This is a genomic window from Stenotrophomonas sp. Ker107b (assembly GCF_053847245.1).
Genome location: NZ_JBSPHX010000002.1, coordinates 245,304 through 264,657 on the forward strand (window position 1 = coordinate 245,304; position 19,354 = coordinate 264,657).

A 19,354-nucleotide genomic window follows, 5' to 3' on the forward strand; every position below is an offset into this window, starting at 1 on the left:
ATAGCGCCGGCCGTGACCGGCGCATGACTGGGGACTGATCGGAACCGGTCAGTCCGCCTTGCTCAGCTTGAAGGCCTCTTCCAGCAGCAGGAACAGGCGGCGCACTTCACCGCTCTGCAGGGCGAAACGGGCGTCCAGTTCGGCGCGGCGGCCGTCATCGTCGGCGTGCTCGAGCTGGTCCAGCGCGCCATCCAGGAACTTCAGCTTGCGCACGATCAGGTCGTCGCCCAGCACGAAGGACAGGTTGTCCTCGAAGACCAGGGCCAGCTTGGTCACCTGCTTGCCGGCGTCCAGGTGCTTGTCGATCTCGTCGCAGCGCAGTTCCTGGTGCTGGCACTTGACCACCGCACCGCCCTCGGCCGGATCCTTCATCTCGCACTCTTCGCCCAGGCTCAGCCCGGTCGGCAGGGTTTCGCCGGCGATCCAGCCGGTGAGGATCGAGCGCGGCGCCACTTCGGCGTTCAACGGCATCGCCGGGAAGCTGCCGAGCAGGCCACGGATGTCGGACATCATGTTCTCGCCCTTCTTGCTGCTCGAGCAGTCCACGGCGACGTACCCGTGGGTCAGGTCGATCAGCGCGTCGGTACGCGAGCTCTTCACGAAGGCGCGCGGCATCAGCTCGTGCAGCAGGTCGTCCTTCATGCGCTTGCGCTCGCGGCCGCCGGGCTTGCGGCCTTCCTTCTCCTCGATTTCCTCGAGCTTGCGCGCGAGCAGATCGTTGACCACCGCGCCCGGCAGGATCTTGTCCTCACCGCCGACGGTCAGCCACAGCGCATCGCCGACGCGGTGCGAGAACACCGCCTTTTCTTCACGGCCGAACGGCGAGATGAAGCCGCGCGAATTCATTTCAAGCGGACCGACCGGCTTGAGCAGCACCTGCGGCAGCAGGGTGTCGACGTCGGAGAAATCGGTAGCGGTTGGAAAGCGGAACAGCGTCAGGTTGCGAAAGAACATGGACGTCCAGAGTAAGAGCGTGAAAGGGAGGGCGGGCGCACCGGCGTGGCTCAGGCCGGGCCGGGGGCGTGCCCGGGGTCGTGGGCAGTGCCGGTCCAGGCCGGCGGGTCGGGCAGCGGGGCCGCCGCAGCGCGCCCCAGTGCCATGAAATCAAACAGGGCCGGATCGGCCAGCTGCGAGGGATGGATGTTGCCCAGCGCGCGGGCGATCTGGTCGATGCGGCCGGGCTGGTCGCGTTCCCACTGCTGCAGCATCTGCTCCACCTGGCGGCGTTGCAGGGTGTCCTGGCTGCCACACAGCGTGCAGGGAATGATCGGGAACGCACGCGCCTGCGCGTAGGCGCTGATGTCCGCCTCGCTCACATACGCCAGCGGGCGGATCACGATGTGCTGGCCGTCGTCGCTGCGCAGCTTGGGCGGCATCGCCGAGAGCTTGGCGTGGTGGAACAGATTGAGAAAGAACGTGGCCACGCTGTCGTCGCGATGGTGGCCCAGCGCGATCTTGGTGAAGCCGTGTTCGGCCGCATGCCGGTACAGCGCGCCACGGCGCAGACGCGAGCACAGCGAACACATCGTGCGGCCTTCCGGAATCACCCGGCTGACCACCGAATAGGTGTCCTGCTCGATGATCTGGAACGGCACACCGATCGAGGCCAGGTACGTCGGCAGCACGTGCTCGGGAAAGCCCGGCTGCTTCTGGTCCAGGTTCACCGCGACCAGCTCGAACGGTACCGGCGCTTTTTTCTGCAGCTGCAACAGGATGTCGAGCAGGGTGTAGCTGTCCTTGCCACCGGACAGGCACACCATCACTTTGTCGCCGGCCTCGATCATGCCGAAGTCGGCGATGGCCTGGCCGACCTGGCGGCGCAGCTGCCGCGCCAACCGGTCCTGCACACCGCCGGGCGCGCGCGGATCGCGGGCGCGCGGGACGGGATCAGGCAGGCGGATGACAGCGCTCATCCTGTCATTCTACCGGCTGGGACGCACCCTCACAGGTGCCAGGAAGTGACTGCGTTCACTCCCGGCGGTCATCGGGGATGTGTATGCTCGGAGCTTGTGGAAACCATGACGCCCACCGATATCAGTGCCCGCCTTGCCACGCTCCGGCAGGAGCACCGTGCGCTGGATGACCAGATCCTGCGCATGGCCGCCAATGGCGACGATGAGCTGGAAGCCAAGCGCCTGAAGCGGCGCAAGCTGCAGCTGAAGGACTGCATCGCCAAGCTGGAAGACATGTTGATTCCGGACGAGCCGGCCTGAGCCAGCCACGCATGGCGTGGCTCTACCCGTAGCGTTGGGATTGACGACGTGCCGTCGTCAATCCGTGCTGACCGGCTCTTCCGGCTTCGCCGCTTCCGGGCTGACACGCTCGATGGTGTGGCGCAGTTCGCGGCCGAGGATGAATTTCGCATCCTTCGCCCACGCGTCCAGGCGCGCATCGAACAGCAGCTTGCTGTTTTCATCCGGCCACACCAGGCGCAGTTCGCGCAGCTTCTGGATGAAGCCGCGGAACAGCGTGCGGTCGAAGAACTCCGGCGCGGCCGGCGCATAGAGCAGGCTGAGGCGCTGCGCAGCCTGCTGGCACAGGCTTTCCAGCTCCGCCGCGCCCAGCGTACCCGGGCCGTTCTTCACCAGCACCGAGATCGCGATGTAATAGCGCTCGAACGCCTGCTGCAGCGAATGGCCGATCGCGCGCAGGCGGAAGACTTCGTCGGTCTGCCCGGTGTTGCGCGCCAGGATGCCGCCGTCGTCATCGTTGATGTTCTGCAGCAGCCCTTCGCGCACGAACACGTTGATGGTCTGCTCGATGCGCTGGGCGAACTCGTCTTCGGTCCACGGCAGGAACAGCTCGGCCTGCAGGAACGGATACACCGTGCGACCCAGCTGGACCAGCCCGGTGCGGCTCATGCGGCGGTTGTTCTGGAAGCAGCAGGCCACCCACGACGAGGCGGTGAACAGGTGGATGACGTTGTTGCGGAAGTAGCTCAGCAGCACCGCGGTGTCGCCACTGACGCTGAGCACGTCGCCCAGCGGGTGCTTGATGCGGGTGAGGACGTTGATCTCCTCGGCGTGGGCGATGATCCGCTCCGGCGAGTGCGGGGTCACCGTCACCCGGTCCGAGTACGGCATCTCGACCAGCAGGGTCTTGCACAGTTCGATCTGCGCGATCAGGTCCGCCTCGCCCATCGCATGCTTGGGCGTGGACAGCAGCGCCAGCGCGAGCAGGTTGATCGGATTGACGTCGGCCGCACCGTTGATATGCACCTGGATGCGTTCGGCCAGGTGATCCACCGTGCCGGACAACCACGAGGGCTTCTCGTCCTCGCCGACCGGTTGGCCATTCCAGTCCGGTGCACGCTGGGCGAGCACGTCGTTGAGCGCGATCGGCTCGCCGAAGTTCACCACGACCTGGCCGTAGTTCTGCTTGAGCACCTTCGGGATCGACCACAACAGCGACCAGATCGATTCCTTTTCCTTCGGCCGGCCGGACAGTTCGTCCAGATAGCTGCCGCCCTCCATCAGCTTTTCATAGCCGATGTAGACCGGCTGGAACAGCACCGGCTTGCGCGGCTGGCGCAGGAAGGCGCGCAGCGTCATCGAGATCATGCCGCCCTTGGGCTGCAGCAGGCGCCCGGTGCGCGAGCGGCCGCCTTCGACGAAGTACTCGATCGAGTAGCCGCCGGCGACCAGCTGCGCCACGTATTCGCTGAGCACCGCCGAGTACAGCGCGTTGCCACGGATCGAGCGGCGGATGAAGAACGCACCGCCCTTGCGCAGCAGCGTGCCGACCACCGGCAGGTTCAGGTTGATGCCAGCCACGATGTGCGGCGGCACGATGCCGCGGTCGTACAGCAGGTAGGACAGCAGCAGGTAATCCATGTGGCTGCGGTGGCTGGGCACATAGACCACTTCATGCCCGGGCGCGGCCGCCTTGAACTTGTCCAGGTGGTGGACCAGCACGCCGGCGTAGATGCGGTTCCAGACATGGCTGAGCATGAAGCTGGCCGAGCGCACCACCGGACTGGAGTAGTCCGCGGCGATTTCCCACGCGTAGGCGTGGGCTTTTTTCCAGGCATCGGCCGGCTTGGAGTTGTCGCGCTTGGCCTGCGAGGCAATCGCTTCGCGCACCGTGTCCGCGTCGAGCACCTTGTCCACCAGCAAGCGGCGGGTCGACAGATCCGGCCCGATCACCGATTCGCGGATGCGGCGGAAATGGGTGCGCAGCACGCGCTGCAGCTTGCGCACGGTGCGCTCGGGGTCCAGCCCCTCATCGACCGTGGTGCGCAGCGAGATCGGCGGGGCGAAGCGCACGATCGTGCTGCGGCCGTTGAGCAGCACCGCCAGCAGGCGACGGAAACGACCCACCAGGGCCCAGTTTTCCGAGAACAGCACCGCGAACCAGCCGCTCTGCTTGTCCGGCGCGCGGCCGACGAAGATCGACACGGGCACCAGGTGCACGTCCAGCTCGCCGCGGGCGCGATGCGCCTGCAGGACCTTGGCCAGCGAGTCCGAGTGGGTCTTGGCGCCACGCTGCTCGGGGATCAGCGAGTTGCTGCTGCTCCGGCGCGACAGGGCGAGGTAGGCGCGCTTGCGCCCGGTCGGATCGCCGGCGATCGGCACCAGCGGCGAGGGCAGGCCGGCTTCGCGGCAGGCCTTGTCCAGGATCAGCGCGTTGGACAGACCGTAGTCCTCCAGCACGTAGACCACCGGGCGGCCATCGTTGTACTGGCCGGGGTGTTCGGGTTCGATCTTCAGCGACAGCCACGGCTCGACCAGGCGGCCGAGCAGGCGCGCCCACCACGGCGGGCGGCCACTGGGCGGACGCGTGCCGGGCACGATCGCGGACGGCACGACGGTGACAGGCTCCGCATCCACGGCAACGGCCTCCACGGGCGCGCCAGCGGCCGGTGGAACCGGAGCGGCAGCACCGTCGGACGGCACGGTAGCGGGTGACGAGGACGTAGCGTCCGGCGTCTTGGGCGGCTCTTCGCCGGGGAAAGGCAGGGGATTCTGGTTCGGCATCGGCTTCATTATGGCTTAGCCGGTGCAGAAGCACCGTCCTTGACCGTCGCCGCCGCCTCTGCTTCGGCCGCTTGGCGGGCGTCATGTTCAGCTTGTGCGGCGTCGGCGGCCTGTAGCAGCGCATCGGTGTCTTCCAGCGTGCGGGTCACGTACCAGTGACCGTCGCGCCGTGTCATCCGCACCTGAGCGTCGATCTGTTCGCCGGCCAGCGTGTACTGGATACGCACCACAGCATCGTCGCCCAGCTCGGACGTCAGCTCGCCGCGCAGCTCGGTCAAGGCGCCGTCCAACGACAGCCCGTAACTGGCCAAGGCTGTCTTGAAGGCTTTGATGAAGGGCCCGAGCCGGCGCAGACTCTCTTCCATGCCCGCGGCCTGCAGTTCGGCATCCGTGGACAGCCCCGCAGTGCGCGCGGTCGCGGTGAGCAGGGTGATGGTCGTCTTCGCCCGCTGCTTGTCCGTCAGTGGCGCCGCGGCGGCCCAGCGGCTGAGCGCGTTCACCACCTGTGTGTAGTGGGCGCGCTCGCTGTCGCTGTACTCGCTCTGGTTGCGCAGGTACTGCTCGCCGAACAACCCCATCGAGTGGGCCGCCTGACGGACCTGGGTGGCCTGACCGGCGATCTGGGTATCGAACGAACGCTGCAGCCGCTGCGGCGCATCCGGCCGCGACAGTGCGGCCAGCATCGGCAGCAACTGCCCATCCAGCGGCAGCTCGGTCAGCGGCCAACGGCTGTGGCCCTGGCCCCAGGCGCCCTGCAGGCGGGCGTACTGGGTGGGCGGCACCGCTGCCTTGGCGTAGCCGACCAGATCGTTGTCGGCAACCCGCTGCGCCAGCTGCTGCAGGGCCGCGACCGGCTCGGACGCCGGCGCATCCGGATCGATCTGCTTGTCCTTGCAGGCACTGAGCAGCACCAACCCGCACAGGGCCAGCGCCAACGCCTGCCCTCGGTACTGCCACGGCTTCAACGACATGGACATGAATTCGGACTCCCCGGACCGGTCCGCATCTTGCGGCCTGTTCGGTGACAGCGGCAAGCCGGCAGACCTGCCGGCCCTGCGCTCGGTGCGCAAGCCCTTGAATGTACAGAAAAACCGCGTGTGACGGAGCGTCCCGCCCCGTCACCGCCTCAGCGCGCGGCGAGCGCCTGGGCCATCTCGGCCTGGATGGCGCGCGCGGCGGCCTGCGGATCGCTGGCCAAGCGGATCGGACGGCCGACCACGATCGCATCGGCGCCGTCGGCAAAGGCCTGGGCCACGCCTACGGTGCGCTTCTGGTCATCGCCAACCGGGCCACCGGGGCGGATGCCCGGGCAGACGATCGAGAACCCGGCGCCGGTGGCGGCGCGGATCGGCCCGGCCTCCTGGCCGGAGGCGATCACCCCGTCGATGCCGGCGGCCTGGGCAGCCAAGGCGCGCTCGACCACCACCTCGACCGGCTCGCGGTCGATGCCCATCCGGGCCAGGTCACTGCGGCCCATCGAGGTCAGCACGGTCACCGCCAGCAGGCGCATGTCGCTGCCGTTGGCCGCCGCGCAGGCCTCCATCATCGCCGGGTGCCAGCCATGGATGGTGGCGTAGCTCACCGGCCACTGCGACAGCCGCTTGATCACTGCTGCAGCGGTGGCCGGGATGTCGAAGAACTTGAGATCGACGAACACCCGCTTGTCGCGTGCGGCCAGCGCCTCGAGCACCTCGAAGTACTCGCCGGAGGCCAGCAGTTCCATGCCGATCTTGTAGAACGACACGGCATCGCCGAGGCGATCGACCCAGGCCAGCGCGTCGGCGCGGCCCGGCACGTCGAGCGCGAAGATCAGGCGCTCCTCGTCCCGCAGCGGCAGCGGCGCGCGGCTCACGGTGCGTAGTCCAGCGCGGCACGCTTGGCATCGTGGCGGGCTTGGCGCGACTGGCTGTAATCGTTGTTGAACTGCGCCGGCTCGAAGCCGCCGTAGGTCGGGTTGGGCAGCATCCACCAGCGTTCGCCGAACCAGTCGTGGTACTGCTGCAGCAGCGCGTCACGGCCCTCATTGGTGTTGGCGGTGACTTCCACGAAGTCGCCGAGCTGGTCACCGAACTGCATCAGCACGCGGTATTGCTGGCCGGCCAGGCGGCGGCGGCAGTTCTTCTCGCTGCCAGCCTGCTCGCAGCCTTCCACCACGGTGCCCAGGCCGAGGAACACGCTGTCATCGGCCACCGGCAGGCCCTGCTCGCGCAGGTTGGCCAGCGTGGCGTCCTTGAGATGCACGGCGCGGTTGGAGATGTACAGCAGGGTCACGCCCTTGGCATTGGCGGCCTTGGCGAAATCGACCACGCCCGGAATCGCCTTGGCCTTCTTTTCGGCCACCCACTGGTCCCAGCTCAGCTCGTCATATTCCTTGCCATCGCGCACCAGGCGCGCCTGGTAGGGCGAGTTGTCCAGCACAGTCTCGTCGACGTCCAGCACCACGGCCGGCTTCAGGCCCTTGGCGGCATTGCCGCGCTCCTCAGGCACCAGCGCGTCCCAGTTGGCTTCCTTCAGCGCCTTGTCCAGGTGATCGGCGGCCGCGCGATAGGTCTGCTCGGTGATCGCCCGGTATTCCTGCGAGCGCTGGATCCACAGCACGGCATTGAGGTTGTCGTTGGCGGCCACGGCGGCATCGCCGGTGGCGGCCGGGGCGGTCGCAGCGGCAGCGGCCGCCGGCGGGGCGGCATCGGCCGGGGTTTCGGTGCGCTTGCAGGCACTCAGCGCCAGCACGGCGCAGGCAAGCACGGACAGGGAAACAGCACTACGACGCATGGCATTCACCGGCAACAGATTCGCGCCAGTTTACCGGCTTGTCCCGCGGCATTCATGCCACAGGCGGGGCTCGGCTATGCTGCACGCCCCTGAAACACCCCGGAGCGCCCCATGACCGACGACACCCAGACCCCTGCCCTGCCCGTGCTCAGCGCGGCCCAGGCCCGCGCGTTGGGCTGCCTGATCGAGAAGGAGGCGACCACCCCGGACGCCTACCCGCTGACGGTCAACGCCGCCCAGGTGGCCGCCAACCAGAAGACCGCCCGCGAGCCGGTCATGGCCCTGTCGGCCGGCGATGTGCACCACGCGCTGCGCCAGCTGGAGACCCTGGGCCTGGCGCGCCAGCAGTACTCCTCGCGCGCCGAGCGCTACGAGCACCGCGCCGGTGCCGCGCTGGACCTGACCCGCCAGCAGCTGGCGATCCTGGGCCTGTTGCTGCTGCGCGGCCCGCAGACCCTCAATGAGCTGCTGACCCGCAGCGAGCGCCTGGTCCGCTTCCAGGACGTGGAAGAACTGCGTCACCACCTGGAGCGCATGATCCAGCGCGAGATGGCGGTCCAGCTGCCACGCGCCAGTGGCCAGCGCGAAGACCGCTACATGCACCTGCTGGCCGGCCCGGTGGACGTGCAGGCCTTGGCCGAGCAGTACAGGTCTGCACCGAGCAGCGCTGGCGGCGGCGGTGCCAATCCGGCGCTGGAGTCCCGTGTGCAGCAGCTGGAGGCCACCGTGGCCGAGCTGCAGGAACAGCTGGCGGCGTTGCGCGCGCAGTTGGGGGGCTGAACTGCAGCCACGCATGGCGTGGCTCTTCCGGGTCGGGCGGCGTGGTTATACCGGGTCAGACGGCCGGCGCGCACGGGGTGGCGAACAGCAGCACGACATCGCCGCCATGCGGTGGTGGCAGCAGCAGATCGCCGCGATCCTCCATGCCCAGCTTGCGCAGCAGCGCGGCCGAGCGCACGTTGTCCGGCGAGACGATGCCGTACAGATCGGCATGGCCGAGCGCATCGCGCGCGTAATGCATCACCCCGCGCGCGGCCTCGAACGCGTAGCCGTGGCCTTCGTACTGCGACAGCAGTGCATAGCCGATATCCGGTGCCGGCAGCCCGGCGCGGCGCACCAGGCCGGCGTTGCCCAGCCATGCACCATCTTCGCGACGGATGACGGCGTACATGCCGAAGCCGTTGAGCGTGTAGCTACCCAGCACGCGCTCGGCGGTGTAGTCGCGCGCCTGCTCCAGGGTGCGTACGCCGCGGTCGGCGATGTTGCGGATGAAGCCCGGCTCGTTGAGCAGGGCCAGCATGTCGGCGGCGTCATGGTCGGGGTCGATCAGGCGCAGGTGCAGGCGGTCGGTCTGGATCACGGCGGACATGCGGGTACCGGTGAAGGGTGATAGGCCGATTGTGCCGTAGAGCCACCCATGGGGTGGCGCTACCCGGCGATGCTCAGTCGAACAGTGCCTGGATCGCGGCCAGACCCGCGCTGGCACGCTCTTTCTTGCGCGCGGCATCGGCGACCGGATCTGCACCATCGCGCTGCATTTCCTCGGCGGGTATCTCATCGAAGAAACGGCTCGGCTTGAGCCGCACGTGCTCGCCGAACTTGCGGGTGAGCTTGCTGTAGCTCATCCACAACTGCACCTTGGCGCGGGTGATGCCCACGTACAGCAGGCGCCGCTCTTCCTGCAGGTTGCCTTCGTCCAGGCTGACCTGGTGCGGCAGGACCCCGTCCTCGCAGCCGATGATGAACACGTACGGGAATTCCAGGCCCTTGGAGGCGTGCATGGTCATCATCCGCACCTGGTTGCCGCCATCGTCCTTGTCATTGCGCGAGAGCAACGCCAGCTGCGCGGCCAGATCCGCCGTGGAGGCCCCCCGCGGGCCGCCTTCGAACCACTGCGCCAGTTCTTCCAGGTTGCCAAGGCGGCGCTGGTAGACGGACTCTTCCTTGCACGCACTGCGCAGGTCCGAGACCAGCCCGGAATCCTTCACCAGCTTGCGCACCAGATCGCCGGAGCTGAGCTTGGGCATCTCCGCGCGCAGGTCGCGCAGGATATCGGTGAAGCGGCTCAGCCCATTGGCCGCGCGCGGTGGCAACTGCGAGAGCGCACCGATCGCTTCGGCCGCATGCGCCATCGGCAGATCCTTTTCCGACGCCAGCTCGGCCAGCTTGGCCAGCGTACCGGCGCCCACTTCGCGCTTGGGCGACTGCACCGCGCGCATGAAAGCGGTATCGTCGTCCGGATTCACCAACAGGCGCAGCCAGGACAGCGTGTCCTTGACCTCCTGCCGTTCCAGGAACGCGGTGCCGCCGGTGATGTGATACGGCGCGCGTACCAGCTGCAGCGCCTTTTCCAGCGGCCGCGACTGGAAATTGCCGCGGAACAGGATGCAGAAATCGCTCCACGGAATCTTCTTCGAGGTGGCCAGGAAGGAGATTTCCGCCGCGACCTTTTCCGCTTCGTGCTCGCTGTTGCGGCACTCCCACACGCGGATGCGCTCGCCGTCGGCCTGGTCGCTCCACAGCTTCTTCAGATGCTCGTGCGGATTATTGGCGATCAGCGCATTGGCCGCGCGCAGCACGCGGTTGGAGCAGCGGTAGTTCTGCTCCAGCTTGATGATTTCCAGCGCGGGATAGTCGCGCGCCATCTGCTGCAGGTTTTCCGGGTTCGCACCGCGCCAGGCGTAGATCGACTGATCGTCATCGCCCACGCAGGTGAAGTTGCCCTTGCTGCCGGCCAGCTGCTTGAGCAGCCGGTACTGCGCATCGTTGGTGTCCTGGCATTCGTCGACCAGCAGGTAGCCGATGCGCTCGCGCCAGGCGATGGCGATCTCCGGATTCTCTTCCAGCACCTGCACCGGCAGGCGGATCAGATCATCGAAATCCACCGCGTTGAACGCGGTCAGGCGCAGCTGATAGCGCTCATAGACACTGGCCGCTTCCTTCTCGCGGGTACTGCGCGCCGCAGCCATCGCCTGCTCGGGGGAGAGGCCGGCGTTCTTGGCGCGCGAGATGAGGTTCTTTACGTCCTCGATGTCATCCGGCTTGGCCCCGTACATCAGGTCCTTGACCTGCGCGGTCGAATCGTCGGCATCGAAGATCGAAAACCCGCGCTTGAGCCCGACGGCCGCATGTTCAATCTGCAGGAACTTCAGCCCCAGCGCGTGGAAGGTGCAGATCGTCACTTCATCGGCGTCGCCACCGCGCAGGCGCTTGGCCACGCGCTCACGCATTTCCTTGGCCGATTTGTTGGTGAAGGTGATCGCCGCGATCCGCCGCGCCGGGTAGCGCTTGCTGGCGATCAGCTGGCCGATCTTCTCCACGATCACGCGCGTCTTGCCGCTGCCCGCGCCCGCAAGCACCAGCAGAGGACCTTCGCAGTGCATCACTGCCGCGTGTTGGGGAGGATTGAGACCGTGCATGCCATCTCCAGGGGAGGGGCATTGTACCGGGCCGTCGAGCCGGGGCGTGGAGATCTCCGGCAGCGGACGAAAGCGTCCGGCCTCCGCCCTGACAGCCCACAGGGCGTGGCTGGGCGTCTAGAATTGGCCGATGGCCAAGCTCTACTTCTATTATTCGGCGATGAACGCCGGCAAGACCACGACGCTGCTGCAGTCGGCGCACAACTACCGCGAGCGGGGCATGCGCGTGGCCATCCTGACCCCACGGCTGGACGATCGCGCCGGGCGCGGCGTGGTCGCCTCGCGGATCGGCCTGAAGGCCGACGGGATCGCGTTCCAGCAGGACACCGACCTGCAGCAGCTGATTGCCGATGACATCGACACGCACGGCCCGCTGGGCTGCGTGCTGGTCGATGAAGCGCAGTTCCTGACCCGCAGCCAGGTCTGGCAGCTCAGCGAGGTGGTCGATCAGATGCGCATTCCGGTGCTCTGCTACGGCCTGCGCACCGATTTCCGCGGCGAGCTGTTTGAAGGCAGCCAGTACCTGCTGGCCTGGGCCGACGAGATGCAGGAGATCAAGACGATCTGCCATAGCGGCAAGAAGGCCACGATGACCGTGCGCGTGGACGAGCACGGCCACGCGGTGCAGGACGGCCCGCAGGTGGAGATCGGGGGCAACGAGCGCTACGTGTCGGTGAGCCGCGCGGAGTTCAAGAAGATCACGCGCGGTGAGGGCCGCATCGACCCGATGCAGGCCCCATTGCCGCTGTGATCAATACAACGTGCGCTCCGGCGCGCCCTTCGGCGGCGGGCTGTACTGGTACAGCCAGGTTTCGGTGAGGGTCTTGCCGCCGCTGCGCAGGTACAGGCGGATGTCGATCTGCTCGGTGGCGTCATCCGGCGGTACCAGATCGAACATGGCGCGGTAGCCCTTGATCTCGCGCAGCGGACGCGCCGAGACGATCTCGGTACGGCCGCGGCTGACCTGGACCACGGCGTCCACCTCGCCCTTGTCGATCAGCGCGGCCAGTTCGCCGCCTTCGAAATCGACCGCGAAGCGCCACGAGAAGTACTCGCGCTTCTTGCCGATCACCCCGCCCAAGCCGGTACGGCTGGCCACGCAGTGCGCCAGCGGCGTGCGCGCCGGCGGCTCGGCGCCCCAGTACAGGCGGTAGCCGAGCAGCAGCTCCTGGCCGGGCTGCGGCTTGGCCTCCGGATTCCAGAACGCCACGATGTTGTCGAAGGTTTCGTCCACGGTGGGGATTTCGACCAACTGTACCGAACCCTTGCCCCACTGCCCCTTCGGTTCCACCCACAGGCACGGGCGCTTCTCGTAGAAGACGCCGTCGTCCTGGTAGTGATCGAAGTTGCGGTCGCGCTGGAGCAGGCCGAAGCCGCGCGGGTTGTTGTCCACGAACATGTTGAAGCGCAGGTTGTGCGGGTTGCACAGCGGGCGCCAGATCCATTCACCGGCACCGGTCCACATCGACAGGCCATCGGTATCGTGGATCTCCGGGCGCCAGTCCCAGGCCATGCGGCGGTCGTTCTCGCCCACCTGGTACATGCTGGTGCACGGGGCGATGCCGAGCCGCTCGATCGCTTTGCGCGGGTACAGCGCGCAGTCGATGTCCATCAGCAGCACGTCACCGTTGGTGATCGCGAAGCGGTAGGCGCCGGTGGTGCTGGGCGAATCCAGCAGGGCGTACACCACCAGCGTGTTGGAGTCGGCCGCCGGCTGCTCCAGGTAATAGGCGATGAAATCCGGGAATTCTTCGGGCTTGCCCATGCCGGTATCGATCGCCAGGCCGCGCGCGGATTGGCCGTACTGACCTTCCTTGCCGACGGCGCGGAAATAGCTGGCACCCAGGAACGCGGCGAAGTCGCGATCGGTGTCCTTGCGCGTGTTGAGCCGGAAGCCGGCGAAGCCGAGATCGGCCGGCAGGTGGCTGCCCTTCAGGCCGCTCTTGCCGTAGTCGAACGCCGCGCCGTCGTAGGCCAGTTCCTGCGCCTTGCCGTCGGTCACGTCGAACATCCGCACCGGCGAATGGAAGTACAGGCCGAGGTGGAAGAACTTGGCCTGGTAGCGACCGGGCTGGTCAGCCCACAGCGCATGATCCTGGCGGTACTGGATCGACTGGTACTGGTCCCAGCTCAGCGCTTCGACCGGACCCGGCAGGGTGCGCTTGTGGCTCTGGTAGGCGGCCTGGGACAGCGCGCGCGCCTGCCCTTTCAGCGAAGCGAAATCGAACGGCTGGGGCTCGCCCAGCCGGCGCAGGCCGACCTGGTTGCCCTGCGCGGCACACGCCGGCAGTGCAGGCAGGCCGAAGGCGGCCAGGGCCACGGAGGCATTGCGGAGGAAGTCGCGTCGTTGCATGCAGGCAGCGATGGCAAGGGAGGGCCGGCCATCATAGGCACGCAGACGTTAATTCGCCGAGGTGAATGCGGGGCGGCGTTCAGCCAGCGTGGGTGACGGGGTGCCCGCAACCGTCGCCGGCGCACAGCGCTCAAGGATCTGCCCGAGCTCCTGTCGCAGCTGTCCGCCCTGCGGCCACTGCGCCTGCAGCTCCTGCTGAAGCTGCTCCAGCGCGGCGCGTGCACGCACGGGTGCGGTGCCACAGTCCAGTTCGGCCATCGCCGCACGGGCGCGCCAGCGCAGCGCGCGGCTGTCCAGGTCGGCGGCGTCTCCCACCAGCAGGGGCGCCAGCGCACGTCGCGCTTCCACGGTCTGGCCCATGCGGCCCAGGTTTCGGGCCCAGGCCAGCTGCAGCGCGCGGTGCAGACCCGCACTGGCAGGCCCGGCTTGGTCCACCCGCCGCATCAGCGCAGCCAGTTGCTCCCCGGCCTGATGGGGGTCGCCGTGGGCACTGACCAGCTCGGCCATGCGCCGATCAGCCTGCTGCACGGCCGCATCGTCATCACCACGCTGCGCGGCCTGCCATTGCCGGCCCTCATGCAACGCACCCAGCGCCGCCTGCCAGCGGCCCGCGTGTGCCAACGCTTCGCCCAGGTCGTACAGCCCCTGCGGCAGCAGCCCCACGCAATCGGGCTGGCGCCAGATCGCCACGGCCCGGGCAAAGTCATCGATCGCCGTTGCGCTGTCGCCCTGCTCCAGCGCCAGCCGCCCCAACGCATGCCAGGTCAATCCGGTATCACGGTGCTGCTCGCCCAAGGCCTGTCGGGTCAGCTGATGGACCTGCTGGAGTTGGACCTGCGCCTGCGCCAGTTCGCCGCGCTGCATCGCCAGCAACGCGCGCAGGCGGCGGATCGACAGGGTCTCCGGGTGATCGGGCCCATACAGCCCCACGGCATCATGGGCGGCAAGCTGCAGGGCCTGCTCGGCCGCCTCCAGATCGCCCTGCGCAGCCAGGGTCTCGCCCATGTGCCGACGCAGCGCGATCAACTGGGGGTAGCGCACCGTGTCACCGGCCTGCAGCAGCTGCAGCGCTTGCCGGTAACCGGCCAGGGCAGCAGGCGCGCGGCCATCGTCACCGTCCAGTGCGGCAAGGTCGGCGAGGCTCTCCGAGGTGCCGGCGGTATCGCGCAGCACATCGCGGCGCAGCACCAGCGCCTGCTCGAACGCCCCGCGCGCCTCATCGCGGTAGCCCAACAGCTGTTGGCAACGCCCCAACTGGGTGTGGTACTCGGCCACGGCCGCCGGCAGCCGCAGGCGGTACTCGGCGGCCAGCGCCTGCATCGGGGTGAGGTGGGTCACGCAGTCGCGGGAGCGGCCGAGCATGCGCAGCGCACGGCCGCGCTGGGTCACCGCTTCCAGCTGCAGGGTCGGCGGCACCTCGCCGGCCTCCTCCAGCAGCGCGCGCTGGCGGTCCAGCGTCTGCAGCGCCAGCTGGTAGTCGCCCATACCGATCCGCAACCGGCCGATCACGCCTTCCAGCTCGGCCAACGACAGCGGTTGATCGCGCAGTTCCGCCTCACCGCGTTGCTGACCGGTGGCCAGCAGCTGGCGCAGATCGAAGCTACCGTGGCGCACCCCCGCGGCGCGGTCGAACAGGCCTACGGTGAAATCCTGCATGGCCTGCGCACGCGCGACCTCGCGCCGGGCTTGCTGCATCTGCCACAGCGCGGTGAGCGCCAGTGCGAGCAGCGCCAGCACTGCCATGGTGCCCAACGCCACGCCCCAGCGATGCCGGCCCAGGTATTTGCGCAGCCGGTAGCCCACGTGCTGCGGGCGGGCATGGATCGGGCGGCCTTCGAGGAACCGGCGCAGGTCCTGCGCCATCGCTTCCACCGAGGCGTAACGCTGCGCCGGCTCCTTCTGCAGGGCCTTGAGCAGGATCGTATCCAGATCGCCACGCAGGCGCCGCGACAAGCGTCTGGCCGCCCCGGCCTGTTCGCCACCGGCGCCGGCCACGCGCGCCATGACGGCCGAGGCGCGCGGCGCCTGCACCTCCAGGATCGAGCGCTCCCACTCGGCATCGCTGTGCCGGCGCAGGCGATACGGCTTCTGCCCGGTAATCACCTCGAACAGCACCACCCCCAGCGAGTACACATCGGTCAGCGTGGAGACCGGCTCGCCGCGCACCTGCTCCGGCGCCGCGTAGTGCAGGGTGAACGCGCGTGCTTCCGTGGGCGGGTGCGCGGGCGGCTTGCCGTGGTCATCGTCGAGCAGCTTGGCGATGCCGAAATCCAGCAGCTTCACCTCGCCCTCCGCCGTCACCAGGATGTTGGACGGCTTCAGATCGCGGTGCACGATCAGGTTGGCGTGGGCGTGGCTGACCACCGCGCAGACCTGCAGCATCAGCTGCAGGCGCCGCTCCAGCGGCAGTGCCAGGCGCTGGCAGTGCTCGGTGATCGGCTCGCCTTCGACATACGCCAGCGCCAGATAGGGCTGGCCGTCCAGGTCCACACCGGCATCCAACAGCTGGGCCAGGTTCGGGTGCTGCAGCCGCGCCAGAATTTCGCGTTCGCGGCTGAAGCGCTGGCGCAGGCCGGGATCGGCGTAGCCGCTGCGCAACAGCTTCAGGGCGACCTGGCGTTCGTACAGGCCATCGGCGCGCTCGGCCAGCCACACCTCACCCATCCCGCCTTCGCCGAGCGCCCGCAACAGCCGGTAGGGGCCGACCCGGGTGCCTGCCCGGCTGTCTTCCGGCGGCGCGGTCCACAGGGGCTGCGCCAGGAATTCATGGCTGTCCCGCTCATGGGCGAGCAGGCGCTCCACATCCTCGGCCAGACCCGGATCGTCGGCGCGCAGGCGCAGCAGCCGCTGCTCTCGCGCCGGTTCGGGCAGTTCCAGCAATTGATCCAGCAGGCAGGACAACTGCCGCCAGCGTGACGCCTCCATCGGTCCTCTCCCCGGACGATGCGTGGCTTTTCAGGGCTCCCCGACCGAAGCCAGCAGGAACATGCGCGCCTTCTGCCAGTCGCGGCGGATGCTGCGCTCCGAGCGTTGGCATAGATCGGCAATCTCCTGCTCGGACAGGCCGGCGAAATACCGCAGTTCCACCACCTTGGCCAGGTGTGCATCCACCGCATGCAGCCGGGCCAGCGCCACATCCAGCGCCAGCAGGTCTTCATCCAGACGCACGCCGCTGCTGCTGTTCTCCGGCAGCTCCACCCGCTTGAGATCACCGCCGCGTTTGCGGGCGAGCCGGTTGCGTGCGTAATCGACCACCACGCTGCGCATCGCCGAGGCGGCGTAGGCGAAGAAGTGGGCGCGATCCTCAAAGCGGGCCGCGCCCCGGGAGCCGAGCAGCTTCAGGTAGGACTCGTGCACCAGCGAGGTGGCATCCAGGGTGCGCCCCTGCTGCCCGGCAAGCTGCCGGCGGGCCATGCTGTGCAGCTCGTGATAGAGCAGGGTCAGGACCCGGTCGAGCGCGGCGCGGTCGCCCGCCCGGGCCGAATCGAGCCATACGGTGATATCCGGTCCCTGGTCCATCGCACACCCCCGCCGGTGACGTTGGGCGGACTATACCGCCCGGTGGGCGATGGCCGCGCGACGGCTCAACGCTGGCAGTGACCGCACCAGACGCTGGCCCGCTGGCCGATGGTGGCGTGGCGGAGCAGCCGCCCGCACTGGCGGCAGGGCTCGCCTTCACGCCCGTAGACCAGCAGCTCCTGCTCGAAATAGCCCGGCGCCCCGTCCGGGTTGATGAAATCGCGCAGGGTGGTGCCGCCGCGGGTGATGGCGTAGGCCAGGATCTGTTTCACCGCATCGGCCAGGCGCTGGTAACGCGCGCGGGAGATCTTGCCGGCCTCGCGCAGCGGGTTGATCCCGGCCATGAACAGGCTTTCGGCGGCGTAGATGTTGCCCACGCCCACCACGATGCCCTGGTCCATCAGGAAGGTCTTCACCGAGGCGCTGCGGCCACGGCTGCGGGCGAACAGGTAGTCGCCATCGAAGGCGTCATCCAGCGGCTCGGGCCCCAGCGCTGCCAGCAGCTCATGGGTTTCCCCGGCCGGCTGCCAGAGCAGGCTGCCGAAGCGGCGCGGGTCGTTGAAGCGCAGCAGGCGGCCGTTGTCCAGGCTGATGTCCACGTGGTCGTGCGCCCGCACCGGGGTGTCGCCGGGCAGCACCCGCAGGCTGCCGGACATGCCCAGGTGAAGCAGCGCGCTGCCAATGGCGGTATCAAGCAGCAGGTACTTGGCGCGGCGGCGCACGCCCTGGATGGCCTGCCCGGGGAGCAGCGCGCTGATCTCCGGCGGAATCGGCCAGCGCAGGTCGGGGCGGCGGAGGATCACGCCGTGGACACTGCGGCCTTCCAGGTGCGGGGAAAGGCCGCGGCGGGTGGTTTCTACTTCGGGGAGCTCGGGCATGGGGGGATTCTAGCGCCGGGCTGCGGAGGGCCGACTACGACCCACCGCAACACGGTGCGCTTCCCTTCAGGCCTGCGCGTCCTCCGGCACCGCGGGGTTGCCTGCGTCGGCCGGTTCGGCGGTATCGCTCGGCGCGTTCACCGTCACCGGGTGCTTGTCCGGGAACAGCGTAGGCAGTGTGGCGACAAACTGGACCAGGCAGTCGTCGGCATAGCGTTGTACGGTCTGCTTCACCATCGCATAGTCATCGGCCTGCCAGGCCTCCAGCGGGGCGGCGACCGGCTCGGTGACGTTGCACTGGGCACCTTCGCCACCGGTGAGGCGCATGGTGGGCAGCTTGCGCCGGTACGGGAAGCCCAGGCTCAGCGATTGACGCAGTTCATACAGGGTCTGCGAATCATCCAGTTCCTGGTAGACCAGGATGAAGTCGCCCAGCGTGGCCTGCACCGGCTTCTCCTCGGTAGGCACAGCGCCAGGGTGTGCTTTGAAGTAGTCGTCCAGGCGGGTGCGCACCTGCGCCTGCATTGGGCCGAACGCGGGATGCACGACGCTCTCGATGCGGGTGCCTTTCAACTGTCCTTTGCCGAAGGAGCTGCCGGCGATCCTGCCAGACAGCAGCGACAGCGCGACCTGCGCGCCGGCCACCTTGGCCGTGGTGGAGCGCTGCACCAGGCGCAGGGACTTGGCGCCGATGGGTTGACCGCCGGAGTCGGTCTGCAGCTGCGCGGTGATGGGGATCAGATGCTCCCATGCCGGTGCTGCAGGGGCGACAGCGGCATCGTCTGTGGCGCTTGCATCAGCGGCCACGGCAATCGCATCGGAGGGAAGTTCGCTGTCGTCCACGGCAAGCTCGGGGGGATCGACGGATACCGGCTCGCTGGCCATGGTCTGCGTGCTGATGACGATGCCGCCGAGCAGCATCGCGGTGAGGAGGGTGTACTGGGTTTTCATGGTGTCGTTCCTGGGTCGTCCTTGGCGAGACCCGTGGACGCCCATCGGTGCAACGGCCCTGCATCCACGTCCATGTTCTTCCTGCTGCGATCCATCGCAGTCAACATGCCGAGCCTGCAGAACACGCTGATCGACCGGCGTGCCGGGATCATCCTGTCTTCTGCCTGTTTTCAGGCAGTCGTGCGCGTACCGGCATGTTCGCCGGCGGGCGATCTTATACCAGCGGCGGACGGTCATGAAAGTTGAGCACCTCCTGTCGTTGCGCCACTAGAGGACGACCCTGGCAGCGTAGACAGATCCATGCTGCCGAGCCGTTTCACGCGCCAACGTGGATGCACTACGGCCGAGGCGGCGCGCGATGGAGCGGATGCTCGCACCGTTACCGCGCTCGATCTGAAGCACGGCACGCTCTTCGGAACTCAAATGACTGGGCTGCTTTCCCATGCGGCCACCCTACGTAATTGCGGGGTATTGCACTTGGAAGTC

Annotated in this window: 18 protein-coding genes and 1 pseudogene; 5 read left to right on the top strand and 14 right to left on the bottom strand. The window is 68.0% G+C overall.

The features are described from left to right. Positions 1 to 48 precede the first annotated feature (48 nt). Both ACWV8V_RS11130 and ttcA read right to left on the bottom strand, forming a co-directional pair. Complete coding sequence (locus tag ACWV8V_RS11130; protein WP_121043899.1) at positions 49 to 954, bottom strand: recombination-associated protein RdgC; 906 nt, start codon at positions 952 to 954, stop codon at positions 49 to 51. A 50-nt stretch (positions 955 to 1,004) separates the two neighbouring features. Further along, a complete protein-coding gene (ttcA, locus tag ACWV8V_RS11135) occupies positions 1,005 to 1,913 on the bottom strand; it encodes a tRNA 2-thiocytidine(32) synthetase TtcA (protein ID WP_259260657.1) in 909 nt (302 codons plus the stop codon). 105 nt (positions 1,914 to 2,018) lie between these two features. Between ttcA and ACWV8V_RS11140 the strand changes: the two genes are divergently transcribed. Continuing rightward, the gene (locus tag ACWV8V_RS11140) at positions 2,019 to 2,213 is read left to right on the top strand and encodes a YdcH family protein (protein ID WP_429000540.1); all 195 of its coding nucleotides are present in this window, start codon (positions 2,019 to 2,021) and stop codon (positions 2,211 to 2,213) included. A gap of 57 nt (positions 2,214 to 2,270) precedes the next feature. Here the strand turns inward: ACWV8V_RS11140 and plsB are convergent, their stop codons facing one another. Continuing rightward, on the bottom strand, positions 2,271 to 4,985 hold the full coding sequence (gene plsB / locus ACWV8V_RS11145) for a glycerol-3-phosphate 1-O-acyltransferase PlsB (protein ID WP_455899755.1): 2,715 nt from the start codon (positions 4,983 to 4,985) through the stop codon (positions 2,271 to 2,273). Beyond that, positions 4,985 to 5,953 (bottom strand): hypothetical protein, encoded by a 969-nt coding sequence (locus tag ACWV8V_RS11150; RefSeq protein ID WP_259260660.1) that lies wholly within the window; start codon positions 5,951 to 5,953, stop codon positions 4,985 to 4,987. The genes plsB and ACWV8V_RS11150 overlap by 1 nt, the downstream gene beginning before the upstream one ends. Here ACWV8V_RS11150 and ACWV8V_RS11155 point away from each other — a divergent pair. Then, positions 5,952 to 6,077, top strand: coding sequence for a hypothetical protein (locus tag ACWV8V_RS11155; protein WP_259260662.1), 126 nt, complete (start codon positions 5,952 to 5,954; stop codon positions 6,075 to 6,077). The two genes, ACWV8V_RS11150 and ACWV8V_RS11155, sit on opposite strands and share 2 nt — an antisense overlap. Before the next feature lie 25 nt (positions 6,078 to 6,102). Here the strand turns inward: ACWV8V_RS11155 and pyrF are convergent, their stop codons facing one another. After that, positions 6,103 to 6,828 (bottom strand): orotidine-5'-phosphate decarboxylase, encoded by a 726-nt coding sequence (gene pyrF, locus ACWV8V_RS11160; protein ID WP_455899756.1) that lies wholly within the window; start codon positions 6,826 to 6,828, stop codon positions 6,103 to 6,105. After that, entirely contained in the window at positions 6,825 to 7,748 is a 924-nt protein-coding gene (locus tag ACWV8V_RS11165; protein WP_455899757.1) for a 5'-nucleotidase, lipoprotein e(P4) family, read from the bottom strand. Before ACWV8V_RS11165 ends, pyrF begins: the two co-directional genes overlap by 4 nt. A gap of 111 nt (positions 7,749 to 7,859) precedes the next feature. Between ACWV8V_RS11165 and ACWV8V_RS11170 the strand changes: the two genes are divergently transcribed. Beyond that, the gene (locus ACWV8V_RS11170; protein ID WP_259260665.1) at positions 7,860 to 8,528 is read left to right on the top strand and encodes a YceH family protein; all 669 of its coding nucleotides are present in this window, start codon (positions 7,860 to 7,862) and stop codon (positions 8,526 to 8,528) included. 55 nt (positions 8,529 to 8,583) lie between these two features. Here ACWV8V_RS11170 and ACWV8V_RS11175 read toward each other — a convergent pair whose 3' ends face one another. Further along, positions 8,584 to 9,117 (bottom strand): GNAT family N-acetyltransferase, encoded by a 534-nt coding sequence (locus ACWV8V_RS11175; RefSeq protein ID WP_455899758.1) that lies wholly within the window; start codon positions 9,115 to 9,117, stop codon positions 8,584 to 8,586. 73 nt (positions 9,118 to 9,190) lie between these two features. Next, the gene (locus ACWV8V_RS11180) at positions 9,191 to 11,167 is read right to left on the bottom strand and encodes a UvrD-helicase domain-containing protein (RefSeq protein ID WP_259260667.1); all 1,977 of its coding nucleotides are present in this window, start codon (positions 11,165 to 11,167) and stop codon (positions 9,191 to 9,193) included. A 130-nt stretch (positions 11,168 to 11,297) separates the two neighbouring features. Here ACWV8V_RS11180 and ACWV8V_RS11185 point away from each other — a divergent pair, with 130 nt between their 5' ends. Beyond that, a complete protein-coding gene (locus ACWV8V_RS11185) occupies positions 11,298 to 11,918 on the top strand; it encodes a thymidine kinase (RefSeq protein ID WP_123730993.1) in 621 nt (206 codons plus the stop codon). Here the strand turns inward: ACWV8V_RS11185 and ACWV8V_RS11190 are convergent, their stop codons facing one another. From ACWV8V_RS11190 to ACWV8V_RS11210, 5 genes are all read right to left on the bottom strand, one after another. Further along, the gene (locus ACWV8V_RS11190) at positions 11,919 to 13,520 is read right to left on the bottom strand and encodes a glucan biosynthesis protein (RefSeq protein ID WP_346468099.1); all 1,602 of its coding nucleotides are present in this window, start codon (positions 13,518 to 13,520) and stop codon (positions 11,919 to 11,921) included. It lies immediately after the preceding gene. 48 nt (positions 13,521 to 13,568) lie between these two features. After that, positions 13,569 to 16,445 carry a protein kinase domain-containing protein gene (locus ACWV8V_RS11195; RefSeq protein WP_455899759.1) on the bottom strand — a complete coding sequence of 959 codons (2,877 nt, stop codon included), beginning with the start codon at positions 16,443 to 16,445 and terminating at the stop codon, positions 13,569 to 13,571. 30 nt (positions 16,446 to 16,475) lie between these two features. Continuing rightward, entirely contained in the window at positions 16,476 to 17,039 is a 564-nt protein-coding gene (locus tag ACWV8V_RS11200) for an ECF-type sigma factor (RefSeq protein WP_123730990.1), read from the bottom strand. A gap of 65 nt (positions 17,040 to 17,104) precedes the next feature. Then, positions 17,105 to 17,917, bottom strand: a complete 813-nt coding sequence (mutM, locus tag ACWV8V_RS11205; protein WP_455899760.1) for a bifunctional DNA-formamidopyrimidine glycosylase/DNA-(apurinic or apyrimidinic site) lyase — start codon at positions 17,915 to 17,917, stop codon at positions 17,105 to 17,107. Between the two features lie 66 nt (positions 17,918 to 17,983). After that, positions 17,984 to 18,868: a hypothetical protein gene (locus ACWV8V_RS11210; protein WP_455899761.1), complete on the bottom strand. Its 885-nt coding sequence runs from the start codon at positions 18,866 to 18,868 to the stop codon at positions 17,984 to 17,986. 72 nt (positions 18,869 to 18,940) lie between these two features. Here ACWV8V_RS11210 and ACWV8V_RS11215 point away from each other — a divergent pair, with 72 nt between their 5' ends. Beyond that, positions 18,941 to 19,114 (top strand): hypothetical protein, encoded by a 174-nt coding sequence (locus tag ACWV8V_RS11215; RefSeq protein WP_455899762.1) that lies wholly within the window; start codon positions 18,941 to 18,943, stop codon positions 19,112 to 19,114. A 36-nt stretch (positions 19,115 to 19,150) separates the two neighbouring features. Here the strand turns inward: ACWV8V_RS11215 and ACWV8V_RS11220 are convergent. Continuing rightward, positions 19,151 to 19,312 (bottom strand): annotated as a pseudogene (locus ACWV8V_RS11220) (helix-turn-helix domain-containing protein); the annotation flags it as partial. Positions 19,313 to 19,354: the final 42 nt, after the last annotated feature.

Coding starts and splice junctions, on each gene's coding strand:
- ACWV8V_RS11165 (WP_455899757.1), bottom strand. CDS start 7,748: ATGCGTCGTAGTGCTGTTTCCCTGTCCGTGCTTGCCTGCGCCGTGCTG.
- ACWV8V_RS11175 (WP_455899758.1), bottom strand. CDS start 9,117: ATGTCCGCCGTGATCCAGACCGACCGCCTGCACCTGCGCCTGATCGAC.
- ACWV8V_RS11190 (WP_346468099.1), bottom strand. CDS start 13,520: ATGCAACGACGCGACTTCCTCCGCAATGCCTCCGTGGCCCTGGCCGCC.
- ACWV8V_RS11215 (WP_455899762.1), top strand. CDS start 18,941: ATGTTCTTCCTGCTGCGATCCATCGCAGTCAACATGCCGAGCCTGCAG.
- ACWV8V_RS11195 (WP_455899759.1), bottom strand. CDS start 16,445: ATGGAGGCGTCACGCTGGCGGCAGTTGTCCTGCCTGCTGGATCAATTG.
- ACWV8V_RS11155 (WP_259260662.1), top strand. CDS start 5,952: ATGAATTCGGACTCCCCGGACCGGTCCGCATCTTGCGGCCTGTTCGGT.
- ACWV8V_RS11170 (WP_259260665.1), top strand. CDS start 7,860: ATGACCGACGACACCCAGACCCCTGCCCTGCCCGTGCTCAGCGCGGCC.
- ACWV8V_RS11210 (WP_455899761.1), bottom strand. CDS start 18,868: ATGAAAACCCAGTACACCCTCCTCACCGCGATGCTGCTCGGCGGCATC.
- ttcA (WP_259260657.1), bottom strand. CDS start 1,913: ATGAGCGCTGTCATCCGCCTGCCTGATCCCGTCCCGCGCGCCCGCGAT.
- mutM (WP_455899760.1), bottom strand. CDS start 17,917: ATGCCCGAGCTCCCCGAAGTAGAAACCACCCGCCGCGGCCTTTCCCCG.
- plsB (WP_455899755.1), bottom strand. CDS start 4,985: ATGAAGCCGATGCCGAACCAGAATCCCCTGCCTTTCCCCGGCGAAGAG.
- ACWV8V_RS11200 (WP_123730990.1), bottom strand. CDS start 17,039: ATGGACCAGGGACCGGATATCACCGTATGGCTCGATTCGGCCCGGGCG.
- ACWV8V_RS11150 (WP_259260660.1), bottom strand. CDS start 5,953: ATGTCCATGTCGTTGAAGCCGTGGCAGTACCGAGGGCAGGCGTTGGCG.
- ACWV8V_RS11140 (WP_429000540.1), top strand. CDS start 2,019: ATGACGCCCACCGATATCAGTGCCCGCCTTGCCACGCTCCGGCAGGAG.
- ACWV8V_RS11180 (WP_259260667.1), bottom strand. CDS start 11,167: ATGCACGGTCTCAATCCTCCCCAACACGCGGCAGTGATGCACTGCGAA.
- ACWV8V_RS11130 (WP_121043899.1), bottom strand. CDS start 954: ATGTTCTTTCGCAACCTGACGCTGTTCCGCTTTCCAACCGCTACCGAT.
- ACWV8V_RS11185 (WP_123730993.1), top strand. CDS start 11,298: ATGGCCAAGCTCTACTTCTATTATTCGGCGATGAACGCCGGCAAGACC.